Origin of the sequence: Kutzneria sp. NPDC051319 (genome assembly GCF_040682195.1) — a bacterium.
In the GTDB taxonomy this organism is placed as follows: domain Bacteria; phylum Actinomycetota; class Actinomycetes; order Mycobacteriales; family Pseudonocardiaceae; genus Kutzneria.
This window is the reverse complement of sequence record NZ_JBFBAM010000033.1, coordinates 26,384-39,152: the sequence shown is the minus strand read 5'-3', so window position 1 is coordinate 39,152 and position 12,769 is coordinate 26,384. Positions and strand designations below refer to the sequence as shown.

At 71.7% G+C, this 12,769-nt stretch carries 11 protein-coding genes and 4 pseudogenes; 7 read left to right on the top strand and 8 right to left on the bottom strand.

Annotation, left to right across the window (positions count from 1 at the left end):
- Positions 1-22 precede the first annotated feature (22 nt).
- Positions 23-1,444 carry a PLP-dependent aminotransferase family protein gene (locus tag AB0M73_RS28315; RefSeq protein WP_363896437.1) on the bottom strand — a complete coding sequence of 474 codons (1,422 nt, stop codon included), beginning with the start codon at positions 1,442-1,444 and terminating at the stop codon, positions 23-25.
- A 62-nt stretch (positions 1,445-1,506) separates the two neighbouring features.
- Here AB0M73_RS28315 and AB0M73_RS28310 point away from each other — a divergent pair, with 62 nt between their 5' ends.
- Positions 1,507-2,676 (top strand): aminotransferase class I/II-fold pyridoxal phosphate-dependent enzyme, encoded by a 1,170-nt coding sequence (locus AB0M73_RS28310; RefSeq protein ID WP_363896434.1) that lies wholly within the window; start codon positions 1,507-1,509, stop codon positions 2,674-2,676.
- Positions 2,677-2,686: 10 nt separating this feature from the next.
- Here AB0M73_RS28310 and AB0M73_RS28305 read toward each other — a convergent pair.
- The 3 genes and pseudogenes from AB0M73_RS28305 to AB0M73_RS28295 all read right to left on the bottom strand — a co-directional run.
- Positions 2,687-3,169 (bottom strand): annotated as a pseudogene (locus AB0M73_RS28305) (GyrI-like domain-containing protein); the annotation flags it as partial.
- Positions 3,170-3,196: 27 nt separating this feature from the next.
- A pseudogene (locus AB0M73_RS28300) lies at positions 3,197-4,378 on the bottom strand (DUF6596 domain-containing protein); the annotation flags it as partial.
- Entirely contained in the window at positions 4,375-4,701 is a 327-nt protein-coding gene (locus AB0M73_RS28295; RefSeq protein ID WP_363896431.1) for a YciI family protein, read from the bottom strand. The gene AB0M73_RS28295 and the pseudogene AB0M73_RS28300, both read right to left, overlap by 4 nt.
- Positions 4,702-5,158: 457 nt before the next feature.
- On the opposite strand from AB0M73_RS28295, the gene AB0M73_RS28290 reads away from it, so the two are divergent.
- From AB0M73_RS28290 to AB0M73_RS28280, 3 genes and pseudogenes are all read left to right on the top strand, one after another.
- Positions 5,159-6,214, top strand: a complete 1,056-nt coding sequence (locus AB0M73_RS28290) for a peptidase (RefSeq protein ID WP_363896428.1) — start codon at positions 5,159-5,161, stop codon at positions 6,212-6,214.
- A gap of 100 nt (positions 6,215-6,314) precedes the next feature.
- The gene (locus AB0M73_RS28285) at positions 6,315-6,764 is read left to right on the top strand and encodes a hypothetical protein (RefSeq protein ID WP_363896425.1); all 450 of its coding nucleotides are present in this window, start codon (positions 6,315-6,317) and stop codon (positions 6,762-6,764) included.
- Positions 6,765-6,825: 61 nt separating this feature from the next.
- Positions 6,826-6,894 (top strand): annotated as a pseudogene (locus AB0M73_RS28280) (hypothetical protein); the annotation flags it as partial.
- A 1,342-nt stretch (positions 6,895-8,236) separates the two neighbouring features.
- Here the strand turns inward: AB0M73_RS28280 and AB0M73_RS28275 are convergent.
- Together AB0M73_RS28275 and AB0M73_RS28270 are read right to left on the bottom strand one after the other, a co-directional pair.
- Positions 8,237-8,446: pseudogene (locus AB0M73_RS28275) on the bottom strand (hypothetical protein); the annotation flags it as partial.
- Between the two features lie 453 nt (positions 8,447-8,899).
- A complete protein-coding gene (locus tag AB0M73_RS28270) occupies positions 8,900-9,322 on the bottom strand; it encodes a nitroreductase family deazaflavin-dependent oxidoreductase (protein ID WP_043714148.1) in 423 nt (140 codons plus the stop codon).
- A gap of 86 nt (positions 9,323-9,408) precedes the next feature.
- Between AB0M73_RS28270 and AB0M73_RS28265 the strand changes: the two genes are divergently transcribed.
- Positions 9,409-10,335: an AraC family transcriptional regulator gene (locus AB0M73_RS28265; protein WP_363896421.1), complete on the top strand. Its 927-nt coding sequence runs from the start codon at positions 9,409-9,411 to the stop codon at positions 10,333-10,335.
- 2 nt (positions 10,336-10,337) lie between these two features.
- Positions 10,338-10,802 carry a hypothetical protein gene (locus tag AB0M73_RS28260; protein ID WP_363896418.1) on the top strand — a complete coding sequence of 155 codons (465 nt, stop codon included), beginning with the start codon at positions 10,338-10,340 and terminating at the stop codon, positions 10,800-10,802.
- 74 nt (positions 10,803-10,876) lie between these two features.
- Here AB0M73_RS28260 and AB0M73_RS28255 read toward each other — a convergent pair whose 3' ends face one another.
- Positions 10,877-11,671: an SCO1664 family protein gene (locus AB0M73_RS28255; protein ID WP_363896415.1), complete on the bottom strand. Its 795-nt coding sequence runs from the start codon at positions 11,669-11,671 to the stop codon at positions 10,877-10,879.
- Positions 11,672-11,679: 8 nt separating this feature from the next.
- Positions 11,680-12,246, bottom strand: a complete 567-nt coding sequence (locus AB0M73_RS28250; protein ID WP_363896412.1) for a DUF3090 domain-containing protein — start codon at positions 12,244-12,246, stop codon at positions 11,680-11,682.
- A gap of 154 nt (positions 12,247-12,400) precedes the next feature.
- On the opposite strand from AB0M73_RS28250, the gene AB0M73_RS28245 reads away from it, so the two are divergent.
- Positions 12,401-12,766, top strand: coding sequence for a zinc ribbon domain-containing protein (locus tag AB0M73_RS28245; protein ID WP_363896409.1), 366 nt, complete (start codon positions 12,401-12,403; stop codon positions 12,764-12,766).
- Positions 12,767-12,769: the final 3 nt, after the last annotated feature.

The following is a 12,769-nucleotide window of genomic DNA, read 5'->3' as shown; positions in this document are numbered from 1 at the left end:
GACGGCTACACCCGGTAGGACCTCAAACCACCAGGGCGTGCAATGCCGGCGAGGGAGCCGTAGTCGGGCGGTAGTCGCGCCATGCGGCGGCGAGGCGACGGGTGGCCTCGGAGAGCTGCGTGACCGTGGCGGTGAAGGGGATCCGCAGGTGGGCGGGACTACCGCCGAGGGCCGAGCCGGGCAGGACGGCGACGCCGTGTCGCAGCGCGACCTGGGCAAAGGAGGAGGCGTCGCCGACCGGCAGCCGAATCCACAGGCACTGCCCGCCGGCGGCGGGCTCGAACGACCAGGAGGGCAGGAGTTTGCCCAGCTCGGCGCACAAGTGGTCATGCCGCACGCGGAGCCCGGCCACCCGCTCCGCGACGATCGGCTCGATCCGGGGCAGCAGGTCGGCGACGGCGAGCTGCTCCAGCGCCGCGCAGCCCAGGTCGTGAATGGCCTTGAGCCGCCCGAGCTGGGCGATCTCCCCGGCCGAGCCCCGGATCCAGCCGACCCGAAGGCCACCCCACAGCAGCTTGGTCACCGAGCCGACCGTCAACACCGGACCGTACGAGGCGAGTCCGGGCGGGCGGACGCCGTCGAAGGACAGGTCGGCCTGCACCTCGTCGTCGATCACCACGGTCTCGCCGGCTGCCTCGACCAGCCGCCGCCGGACCAGACCGGACATGGTCTCGCCGGTCGGATTGTGGTTGGTGGCGTTGACATAGGCCAGCCGCGGCCGTGACGACACCAGCGCCGCCGCCAGGTCGTCGGCCGACACGGGCGTGATCACGGCTGCCGCGTGCCGGAACAGCTCCAATGCCCCGGGATAGGTCGGCGTCTGGGCGACGACGTGATCGCCGGGCGCCAGGAACAGCTGCGTGATCAGCGACAACGCCTGCTGCCCGCCGGTGGTGACCAGGATCTGCGCCGGCGCCGTGGCCAACCCCTGCCGGCAGTACCGGTCGGCGATCGCCTCCCGCAGAGCCGGCAGCCCCAGCGGGTAGTAGCCGATGTCGTCGGCCGGCAGCCGTCCGATCGCCCGGCGCAGCGCCGACGCCAGCTCGGGCGGCGGATCCTGCGGGGCGGCGCAGGCCAGCGACAGCACGTCCTCGCCGATGGGCTCCAGATAGTTGACGAACAGCGGGTTCGCCGGTGGGGCGGCGTTCGGCCGGACCCCGGCCGACACGGCCGGCTTCACCCAGGTGCCACGGCCCTGGCGGCGGTCGACCTTGCCGTCCTGCCGCAGCTGCTCGTAGGCGGCGACCACCGTGCTCCGTCCGACGGCCAGCCGCTGCGCGAGCGTGCGGTCCGGCGGCAACATCGCCCGATGCGGCAGCTGTCCGGAGTCGATCAGCTGGCGCAGGCGCGAGGCCAGCAGCAGGTACAGCGGCCCCCGGCTGGCCGACCACCGGCCCAGCTGCGCCACCAGCCGGTCCACCGGCCACGGGATTGGCTCCGTCACCAAACCAATCTAGCCGGGATTGGCGCTGTCGCCGGGCCGCGCCGCCGAGCAGGCTCGAAGCCATGGACCAGCACCCAGCCACGCGAGTCGTCCACCAGCCCACGCCGACCCTGCCCAACTCCCATCCGATCAGCGTGCCCCTCTACCAGGCGTCCAACTTCGCCTTCGACGACCCGGACGCCCTGGCCGAGGCGCTCGGCGCCCCCGACCGCGGCTTCGTCTACAGCCGCTACGGCAACCCGACCACCCGGGCGCTGGAGGAGACGGTGGCCGAGCTGGAGGGAGGTGCGGCGGCGGTGGCCACGGCCTCGGGCATGGGGGCTGTGACCTCGGCGCTGATGGGCGTGCTGAAGACGGGCGACCACGTGATCGCGCAGAACTGCCTGTACGGCGGCACCTTCGCGGCGCTGTCGTACCTGCACGAGCACTTCGGCGTCGAGGTCAGCTACGTGCCCGGCGAGGACCCGGCCGAGGTGGCCGCCGCGGTCCGGCCGAACACCAAGATGCTCTACCTGGAGACGATCGCCAACCCGGTGACCCGGGTCGTCGACCTGCCGGCGTTCCTGCGGGCGGGCAAGGAGGCCGGGCTGGTCACGGTCGTGGACTACACCTTCGCCACGCCCCTGCTGTGCCAGCCGATCCGGCACGGCGCCGACGTCGTGCTGCACTCGATCACCAAGTACCTCGGCGGCCACTCCGACGTCACCGCCGGCATCCTGGTGTTCGCCGACGACGAGCGCTACCGCCACGGCTGGCACCACACCATGGAGATGGGGGCGATGATCGACCCGTTCGCCTCCTGGCTGACCCTGCGCGGCATCCAGACCCTGGCCCTGCGCATGCGGCAGCACTGCGCCAACGCCGGCCGCATCGCCGAGCTGCTGGCCGCCCACCCCGCGGTGGAGAAGGTGCACTACCCGGGGCTGCCGACCCACCCCGACCACGAGGTCGCCCGGCGGGTGCTGTCCGACTTCGGCGGCGTGGTCAGCTTCGACCTGGCCGGCGGCCGCGATGCCGGCTACGCGTTCACCAAGGGCGTCCGGCTGGTGAAGCTCGCGGCGTCGCTCGGCGGTGTGGAGACCATGGCGCTGCACCCGGCCAGCACCTCCCACCGCCAGCTCGATGCCGCCGCCCTGCGCGCCGCCGGCATCGCCGAGGGCACCATCCGCCTGTCCGTCGGCATCGAGCACATCGACGACATCTGGACTGACCTCTCCCAGGCGCTGGCTTAGCGCGTCGGGGTCAGTCGGCAAGTTTGAAGGCGAGTTCGGTCTCCCACTGCGACATGTCGGGCTGGACGCGGGGGTCGGTCTTGTAGATCTCGAGCCGGCAGGCGAACTTGTCGCCGGCCGGGGTCTGCTCGGCGTCCCAGCGCAGACCCTGGGCGTCGGTCCACTCGTTGAGGCGCTTGGTCACGCCGAGCAGCTCGCCGGGATGCCCGAGGTGGGTGACCGACACGTAGCGGCCGGCCGGGAGGACGTCGGCGAAGACCTCGCCGTCGTCCTCGACCGAGACCGGGGCGGAGACCGGGAAGCCGGCCTCCATCACCAGCTCCCCCGCCATGTCGATGACCAGGTAGCGGAAGAAGGGGGCGCCGGCGGGCTCGATGCCGCGCTCGGTGAGCCACGCGAACACCGCCGGCATGCGGTCGGCGATCTCGGGAATGGTCGGCATGGTCACGGTGCGCCGGATGCCGACGTAGGGCTGCGCGGCCCGTTCGATCACGCTGGGCTCCATGGCCCGTCCTCTCGTCTCGGTCAGTCGTCTGGTCAGGAAGCGGCGGTCGGCCTCGGCGGTAGCCAACCCCAGCGCCCGCTCGTACGCCACTGCCGCCTCGGCGTTGCGGCCGAGCCGGCGCAGGAAGTCGGCGCGGGTGGCGGGAAGCAGGTGGTAGCCGGGGATGTCGAGGCCGTCCAGCAGCGCGAGGCCGGCCGCTGGGCCTTCGGCCATCGCGACCGCCGCCGCGTGGTTGAGCCGGATGACGGGCGACGGCACGGCGATGGCGAGCTGGGCGTACAGGCGGGCGATCAGCGGCCAGTCCGAGCCGGCGGCGTGGCTGTCGGCGATCGCCGCCTGCAGTTGGTACGGCCCGAGCCGAGCCAGCCTCATGACCCGCGCCAACACCGCCCGCCCCTCGGCGATCTGCGTTGCGTCCCAACGACTTCGGTCCTGGTCGGCCAGCAGCACCACATCGCCGTCGGCGTCGAGGCGCGTGTCGCGGCGGGAGTCGTGCAGCAGCATCAACGCCAGCAGGCCACCGGCCTCCGGCTCGTCCGGCATGAGCTGAACCAGCAGTCGGGCCAGCCGGATCGCCTCGTCGCACAGCGCCCGCCGCTCCGGCGTGCTGTACCCCTCGTTGAACATCAGGTACAGCACGCCCAGCACGGCGGTGGTGCGCTCGGGCAGCAGATGCGCCGGCGGCACCCGGTAGGGGATGCCGGCGTTGCGGATCTTCGCCTTGGCCCGCCCGACCCGCCGGGCCATGGTCGTCTCCGGCACCAGGAACGCCCGGGCGATCTCGGCCATGCCCAGCCCGGCCAGCGTGCGCAGCGCCAGCGCCACCTGCGCCTCGAACGCCAGGGCCGGATGGCAGCAGGTGAAGATCAGCCGCAGCCGGTCGTCCTCGATGCCCGCGTCGTTCACCAGCGGTTCCGACGGCTCGTGCATGGTGACCGCCACCTCACGGAGCTTGGCCGCGCCGACCGCCTCCCGACGGATCCGGTCGGTGGCGCGGTGCCGGGCGATCGTGGTCAGCCACGCGCCCGGTCTGCGCGGCACTCCCTCCACCGGCCACTGCCGGACCGCGGCCGCGAACGCCTCCTGGGCGCACTCCTCGGCCAGGTCCCAGTCGCCGGTGACCCGGATCAGCGTCGCCACGACGCGGCCCCACTCCTCCCGGAAGGCGGCGGCGACGGCGGCGTCGACCGAGGTCACGGCGCGAACAGCGGCCGGATCTCGATCATCCCGTAGCCGGCGGCCGGGTGCCGGGAGGCAATCTCCACCGCCTCGTCCAGATCGGCGCACTCGATCAGCACGAGCCCGCCGATCTGCTCCTTGGTGTCGGCGAACGGGCCGTCGGTCAGCAGCACCTCGCCGTCCCGCACCCGCACGGTGGTCGCCTCGGTCGACGGCCGCAGGCCGGCCCCGCCGCGGACGACGCCGCGACCGGCCATCTCCTCCGACCAGCCGCCGCAGCCCAGGGCCAGCTCATCGGGCGTGGGCTCGTGGTCACCGGCGATCAGCAACGCGTACTGCATGGTGGGTCCCTCCTCGGATCGGTTCGCACCGACACGTCGAATGGAACCACCCGGGTCGGACACTCACCCGTCGACCAGAGGATGCCGGACCTTGCTGCGGATGCAGTCCGCAGCGGCGCGGTGACGGTAGCCATCCGGAGTGAGACGGCCGGCCCACACCCTTGCGCCCGGCGGCGACCGTGACCGCTGGCCCGACCGGCCGGGGCCGTTCGTAGGGTCGAATCACGTCGGTGATTCCCGCACCCGGCACCCGAATGGCGGGACAACGGCGCATGCACCTGACAGACCAGCCCTGTGTTTGCCTATTGACAAGAACCCTTCACGCATTTGGCTCGGGTGGCGCGCGAATTGTGCCGTGCGACCGAACGGAGGTGTTTCCGCGTGTGAAGACGTCACTACCGTTGGTGACGCAATTTCCCGAGTGTGTGTCCGTTCAATGGGGACTGGGAAGGGATCCATGAAACTCGGCAAACAATTCGCCGCGTTCGGCGCGGCGGCGGCCGCCGCGTTGCTGGCGGCCGGGCTGGCCGCGGGCGGCGCGAGCGCCGCGACGGGGACCGACGTCGTGTCCGGCCCGGCCGGGCTCAGCCCGGACGTGGCGGCCACGACGCACGGCTCCGGGGTCGACGCGCACGAGCAGGCGCTGGCCGCCTACTGGACGCCGGACCGCATGAGACAGGCCAGACCGGAGAGCGAGATCCCGGCCGTGAAGAACGCGGACGGGTCCAGGTCGCAGGCACGCGGCGTCCCGGCCGGACCGGCCGGCCAGGTCGCCGCGGCCGCGCCGAAGGCCGAGCCCAAGGCGGCTGGCGGCGGCGGCTCGCCGGACGTGGCGCCGGCGGCGTACTACCCGAACTACCCGGTCGGGCACCCGGTGGCCCGCACGTACGGCAAGGTGTTCTTCACCAGCCTGGGCCTGAACTACGTGTGCTCGGCCACGGTGGTCAACACCGAGGGCAAGTCGGAGGTCTGGACGGCCGGGCACTGCGTGTCCGACGGGCAGGCCTGGAACACCAACTGGACGTTCGTGCCGAACTACGCCAACGGCTCCGCGCCCTACGGCTACTGGTACGCCTACCAGCTGTGGACCACCACGGCCTGGTTCAACAACAACAACGACTTCGCCAACGACGTCGGCTCGGCCGTGCTGTACCGCACCAACGGCTGGCGCATCACCGAATACCTGGGCGGCCAGGGCATCGCCTGGAACTACCCGATCGGCCAGTACGTGTACGCCTTCGGCTACCCGCAGGCCGCGCCGTTCGACGGGTGCTGCCTGGTCGGCGAGAACGGGCCGACCTACGACGGCGGCGGCGGCACGATCTACATGGTCAACTACATGACCGGCGGCTCCTCCGGCGGCGCCTGGCTGATGTCGTTCGACGGCAACTGGGGGTACATCAACGGGCACAACGATTTCAAGTACAACTCGTTGCCGCAGTACATGTACTCGCCCTACTACGGCAATCAGGCGTTGAGCCTCTACAACACCGTCCGCAATATCTCCACATGATTCACGCGTAGACCGATCGGATGACCCCGGGGATGCCGTCACGCGGCATCCCCGGCATTGGTGCAACCGAAAACCGGTCGGTCGTCGTCCGGGAGACATGATGCGAAGAATTCACGTCGGCGCCGCCCTGGGCCTGCTGCTGCTCCTGGCCGGCTGCGGCACCGCCCAGCCCGGCGCCGGCAGCGGCGCCGGCGACGTCACCTCCACGAGCCTGCCCATGCCCACCGGCGACTTCCCCACCGGCCTCAACCACGCCACGCCCGATCCCACCGTGGTCGAGCTGCGCCCGACCCGCTTCGACCGGGCCACCGCCGGCGACGGCGACAATCTCGTCGTCCAGTACACCGCCGGCGGCCGGGCCGAATGCGCCAAGCTGGGTCGGGTGGACGTCGCCGAGACCGGCGACGCCGTCACCGTGACCGTGCGGCTGGGCCAGGTCCCGGGCGCGAAGTGCGGCGGCGAGCAGCCGATGATCGCCGCCACCTTCGAGACCACCGTGACCCTCAAGGCCCCGCTGGGCGACCGTCAGGTCCGCGACGGGGCGAGCTAGCCGTTGAACGTGATCTTGCGGATCCGGAAGTTGATCGTGTCGGCGAAGGTCAGGGAGCCGTCCGGGCCGACCAGGACCGAACCGGGGTAGTTCAGCTGGGTGGCCGTGGCCAGCTGGTTGTCCCCGTTGAAGCCGGCGACACCGGTGCCGGCGACGGTGCTGATCACGCCCTGCGGGGTGATCCTGCGGATCCGGCTGTTCTTGAAGTCGGACAGGTACAGGGCGCCGGTGGCGTCCCACGCGAAGCCTCCGACGGTCAGCCCGGCCTGAGTGGCCGGGCCACCGTCGCCGGAGAAGGCCTCCTGGCCGTTGCCGGCGACCGTGGTGATGATTCCGTTGGTCACCTTGCGCAGCCGGTAGTGCACGGTGTCGCCGATGTACAGGGATCCGGCGGGGTCGAACGCGATCGCGCCGGGCGAGTACAGACTCGCCTGGGTGGCCGGGCCGCCGTCGCCGAGCGGACCCAGCGGGTCGCCGGTGCCGGCCACGGTGGTGACGACGCCGTCCGTGTCGATCCTGCGGATCCGCTGGCTCCCCCGGTCGGTCAGGTAGAGGTTGCCGGCGCGGTCGAGGGCGAGGCTGCCGGGAAAGCCGAACGTGGCCTGCGTGGCCGGACCGCCGTCCCCGGTGGAGCCGTACGTGCCGGTGCCGGCGTAGCGGCGGATGGTGCCGTCCGGGTACACCTTGCGGATCACGTTGCCGTCCGAGACGTACAGCGAGCCGTCGGGGGCCAGCACGATGCCGCCCGGGCTGTCCAGCTGGGCCTGCGAGGCCGGGCCGCCGTCGCCACCCGTCCCCGGGAACCCGTTGCCGACCAGGGTGCTGAACACGCCGTCGGCCAGCCTGCGGATCCGGTAGTGGTCCACGAACACGATGGCCCCGCTGGGGTCGAACAGCATGCTGCCGGCGTCGACGGCGATGCCGGCGACCGGACCGTTCACCGCCGGAACGCCGGTGCCGCCGCCGACCGGGGTGCTGATGACGCCGTTCGGGGCGACCCGGCGGACGTGGCTGTCGGCCTGCGTGATCAGGACCGAGCCGTCGGTGTCCGCCGACACCCCGGTCGGCGCGGGCACGCCGGCCTGGGTCGCCGGTCCCCCGTCGCCGGACGTGGTGGCGCTGCCGTTGCCGGCGACGACGAACGGGGCGCCGCTCAGCGGCACCTTCATCACCACGTCGACGTCCTGCCGGGTGATGAACAGGTTGCCGGCGCTGTCGACGGCCACGGTGCCGGCCCAGAACGTGGAATAGGTGGAGATGACGCCGTCGGGCGTCACCCGGCGGACCCGGCGGTTGCCGGAGTCGGCGATGTACAGCGTGCCGTCGCCGGCGACGGCCACCGAGGTCGGGCCGTTGAGCCGGGCGTTGACGGCCAGGCCGCCGTCGCCGGCGAACGCGCCGCCGAACGGGTCGGACGGACCGCTGCCGGCCACCGTGCTGATCACGCCCTGCGGGGTGACCTTGCGGATGCGGTGGTGGAACGTGTCCACGACGTAGACGTTGCCGGCCTTGTCGACGGCGACGCCGTTGGGCCCGGCGAGCGCGGCGTTGGTGGCGGGCCCGCCGTCGCCGCCGAAGCCACTGCCGCCGTTGCCGGCGATGGTGGTGATGCCGTTGCTGGAGATCTTGCGGACCCGGGCGTTGTCCCGGTCGGCGAAGTAGATCGCGTTGGCATCGTCCATGGCCAGGCCCATCGGCGCGTTCAGCCGGGCCGCCTGGGGATTGCCGCCGTCGCCGCTGAAGCCGGCCTCGCCGGTGCCGGCCACGAGGTCGACCTTGCCGTTCGTGTCCAGCCGCAGGATGCGGTGGTTGAACGTGTCGGTGAAGAAGCCGCCGCCGTTGCGGGCGACGATGCCCTCCGGGTTGTACAGGCTCGTGGCGTTGCCCGGCCGCGGGTACCGCGGATAGCCGTCGCCGGCCAGCGTTGTCACGATGCCGAGCGCCGCCGGCGTGGCCTGCGCCGCCGGCGCGAGCACCGTCAGCAGGCCGAGCGCGGCGAGCGTGCCGGCTACCCATCTCGATCGCATGGCGTCCCCTCGTCGATTGTGCTGTCGACGAGGCTGACCGCTGCGAAACCGGGTGTCAGGAGGGCAAACTCCCATACTGCCCGGGATTCTTTCCCGGCGTGACGTCGATCACCGGCGGACGAGCTCGATGACCGGGATGAGCCGGTCGGTGCGCTGCGCGTAGTCGCCGAACTGGGGCTGGACGGCGGCCTGCCGGCTGTAGATGTCGTCGCGCTCGGGGCCGGACAGCACGCGGGCCACGACCGGGAAGCGCTCGGCGCCGTACTCGGCCTCGGTGTCAGGGTTGGCCACCAGGTTGTGGAACCACGCGGGGTGCTCGGGGCTGCCGCCCTTGCTGGCGAAGATGAAGATCCGGTCGCCGTCGACGTACGGCACGAGCGGCGTGATCCGCTCGGCCCCGGACCTGGCCCCGGTGTGGTGCACGAGCACCAGCGGCATGCCCTCGACCGCGCCGCCGGCCTTGCCGCCGTTGGCCCGGAACTCGGCGATGACCTGCCGGTTGAACTCGGTGAAGTCGGTGATCTCGGTCATGACTCGACCCTACGAGGCACAAGGTGGCGCATTCGATAGCTGGAACAGCCAGATCCATATCCGATTGGCGCACTAGCATCGGTGGCATGGACCTCCTGACGGATGCGCTGGCCGTCGGCGGAGTGCGCGGCACGGTCGGCGCGCGGATCGAGGCCGGCGGCACCTGGGGCCTGTCGTGGTCGACGCTCAACGGGGCCACGTTCTACGCCGTCACCTCGGGCACGGCCTGGCTGACGGTGGCGCGCGACGAGCCACGGCAGCTCATGCCCGGGGACGTCGTGCTGCTCACCAACGGCACCCCGCACGGCATCAGCAGCGCCCCCGGCGTGCCGCTCACCCCGTGCCCGGGCTGCAACGCCGACGAGGTGATGGCCGACGGCTCCGTGGTCCGGCTGGGCGCGGGCGAGGTGCAGACGCACATTCTCGGCGCGACCTACACGTACGACCCCACCGTGAACACCCAGGTCATGGCGGTGCTGCCGACGGTCCTCCACATCAAGGCGGACAACGGCGGGACCTGCCTTGACGACACCGTCCGTCTGCTGTCCCGGGAGCTGGCGTACCCGCAGCTCGCCATCGGCTACGTGCTCAACCGGCTGGTGGACATCGCCCTGGTGCAGCTGCTGCGGGTCTGGCTGGCCGGCGGCCCGCCGGAGGTTCGCGGGACCTGGCTCAGCGCGCTCGACGATCCGGTCGTCGGCGCGGCGCTGGCCACCCTGCACGAGGAGCCGGCGCGGGCGTGGACCACGGAGTCGTTGGCGGCCAAGCTGACGATCTCCCGCAGCACCCTGACCCGCCGCTTCCGGGCCGCGGTCGGCACCGCGCCGGCCGACTACCTGACCCGGTGGCGGATGGACCTCGCCGCGGTCCGGCTGCGGGACACCGACGACACCCTCGACGCCATCGCCCGCTCCGTCGGCTACACCTCGGTGTACGCGTTCAGCCGGGCCTTCCGGCGCTCCCGCTGCCAGGCACCCGGCCAGTTCCGCACCGCGGCCCGGACCTCGGAGTGATCATGGACGTGCGGATCCGCACCTTTGTCGCGTCGAAGGGTGAGCTGGTCCGCTTGGACGACAGCACCCCGACGCTGCGCGTGGGCCGGGACGAGTACTTCGACGGCGTCGCCACGATCGAGGTCAAGGGGCGGCCGGTGATCGACGAGACCTACGTGGACGCCATCGACTGGTTCTGGGGCTCTCTGTGGTACCGGACCAAGGAATTCGCCAACGGCGCCGACGTGACGGTCGGGCTGTGCTCGCTGCCGTACGAGCTGGGTCTGGCCCACCTGGCCGACCGGAACGCGCAGATCTCCTTCACCGGCCGAGGCGTCTCGGTGCGACGGTTCTGCCCGGCGGACATGCTCGTCGAGGCCATCGTCACGGAGGCGGAGTCGTACTACCGCAACATGATCCGGCTGGCCCGGAAGCAGCAGCGGGAATGGCCACGGGCGCTGGAGGACATACGCGCGTTTCGCGGCTAGGTCTCATGCAGGGAAGGACGCCTTACCCGCGTTCAACGAGGGTAAGGCGTCCTTCCCTGCATGAGGGAGAGGCGTCAGAAGGCGGGCCAGGGGATGGCGGGCCACTCGCCGGAGGGCTCGGGGTAGGCGCCGGCGGCCAGCAGCAGCTCGGTGCGGGTGATCAGGGCCGACACCTCGCGCCGGGTCAGGTGCTCGGCGACCTGCTCGGCGACGTCCCCGTCGAGGCCGGCCCGCAGCTTGCGCAGCGCCTCCACCGCCTCGGCCGGCAGCGGCTCGCCCAGCCAGCCCCACAGCACGGTCCGCAGCTTGGACTCGGCGTGCATGCAGATCCCGTGGTCGACGCCGTACACCGCGTCCGTCGCGGTGTGCAGCACGTGCCCGCCCTTGCGGTCGGCGTTGTTGACGACGACGTCCATCGCCGCCATCAGCCGCATCCGGGGGTGGTCGGCATGCACCAGCACGGCGGGGTCGCCGTACCGGTCGGTGGCGTGCAGCACCGCCTTCCAGCCCTCGGGCACGTCGTCCACCGACACGATGTCGATCAGGTCGGCGTCCTCGTCGGTGTCCACCCACAGCTGCACCATGCCGGGCCCGAACGGGCCCGGCCGTAACACCGTGGGCGGCACGACGTCGAAGCCGGCGGCCTTCGACACCAGGTAGGTCGCCACCTCGCGGCCGGCCAGCGTGCCGTCCGGGAAGTCCCACAGCGGGCGCTCGCCGTTGATCGGCTTGTACACGCAGTTGGCCTGCACGCCGTGGTGGCTGATGGTGCCGAACAGCGTCGCGTTCGAGGCGTCCACCAACCGTCCGGTCACCTCGATCCGACCGCGCTCGACCAGCTCCAGCGCCCCGGGGTCGGTGGGCAGCACCGCCGGCCTCAGCTGTCCTCGGTGCGGCGGTAGCCGTTCTGCCTCGGGCAGACGTGACCACTGGGGTCGAGCGGCTCCTCGCACAGCGGACAGGGTTTGCGGCCGGCGTTGACGACCCGGTCGGCGCGGACGGCGAAGGCGCGGGCGGCCGGCGGCGTGAGGAACACCCGGACCGCGTCCGGGCCCTCCTCCGTGTCGTCCAGCACGACGGCCTCGTCGACCTCGTCCTCGGTGGCGGCCAACAGCTCCACCACCACGGCGGTCGAGTCGGCGTCCCAGCCCAGGCCCATGGTGCCGACGCGGAACTCCTCCTCGACCGGCACCGTCAGGGGCTCGGTGTCGACCAGGTCGTCGGGCGGGCTGTCGGGCACCTCGGCGCCGAAACGCCGCTGCACCTCCTCCAGCAGCGAGCCGATCCGGTCGGCGAGCACGGTCAGTTGCGTTTTCTCCAGCACCACGCTGACCAGGCGGCCGTCCTCGGCCGCCTGCAGGTAGAAGGTGCGGTCACCAGGTTCCCCGACGGTTCCGGCAACGAACCGGTCGGGCTGGCGGAATACATGAATGACACGAGCCATGGCACTGATGACCCTAAGGGATGGCGTCCACCGGGGCCGCACGTCCCCCTCCGGTTTCACGGTCGGCGAACCCGTCGCGTCGCCGGTCCACGTCTGTATCGGGTTCCCGTCGTCGTGACATGGGCGGCCGCGTCCTGGCTGGCCGGGCAGATGCATGCCGATCAGGTGTTCCGGAAGTTCGATGTGCAGAAGCGTCGATCCGGCCTACACCTCGCAGACCTGCCACACCTGCGGGCACGTCGACAAACGCAACCGCCGCAGTCAGGCGGTGTTCCACTGTGGCCGGTGTGACTTCGTTGGGCACGCCGACCACAACGCGGCGCTCAACACCGCAACACGCGGTGCGCAGCGCTGGGGCGACGTCATGCGCCCAGACGCAGCGCCCATCCTGGCAGCCAGCCAGGACGGCAGCAGCAAGCCTACGAACCGCCGCCAGCGGCGGTCGGCACCCTCGTTCGTTGACGGACGAGTCCATGACAGTCAGCGAAGGGCCCGCCGCGCGGCGGGCGGGATTGGTTAGGGT

Coding starts and splice junctions, on each gene's coding strand:
- AB0M73_RS28310 (WP_363896434.1), top strand. CDS start 1,507: ATGGACCAGCACCCAGCCACGCGAGTCGTCCACCAGCCCACGCCGACC.
- AB0M73_RS28295 (WP_363896431.1), bottom strand. CDS start 4,701: ATGCAGTACGCGTTGCTGATCGCCGGTGACCACGAGCCCACGCCCGAT.
- AB0M73_RS28290 (WP_363896428.1), top strand. CDS start 5,159: ATGAAACTCGGCAAACAATTCGCCGCGTTCGGCGCGGCGGCGGCCGCC.
- AB0M73_RS28285 (WP_363896425.1), top strand. CDS start 6,315: ATGCGAAGAATTCACGTCGGCGCCGCCCTGGGCCTGCTGCTGCTCCTG.
- AB0M73_RS28270 (WP_043714148.1), bottom strand. CDS start 9,322: ATGACCGAGATCACCGACTTCACCGAGTTCAACCGGCAGGTCATCGCC.
- AB0M73_RS28265 (WP_363896421.1), top strand. CDS start 9,409: ATGGACCTCCTGACGGATGCGCTGGCCGTCGGCGGAGTGCGCGGCACG.
- AB0M73_RS28260 (WP_363896418.1), top strand. CDS start 10,338: ATGGACGTGCGGATCCGCACCTTTGTCGCGTCGAAGGGTGAGCTGGTC.
- AB0M73_RS28250 (WP_363896412.1), bottom strand. CDS start 12,246: ATGGCTCGTGTCATTCATGTATTCCGCCAGCCCGACCGGTTCGTTGCC.
- AB0M73_RS28245 (WP_363896409.1), top strand. CDS start 12,401: ATGCCGATCAGGTGTTCCGGAAGTTCGATGTGCAGAAGCGTCGATCCG.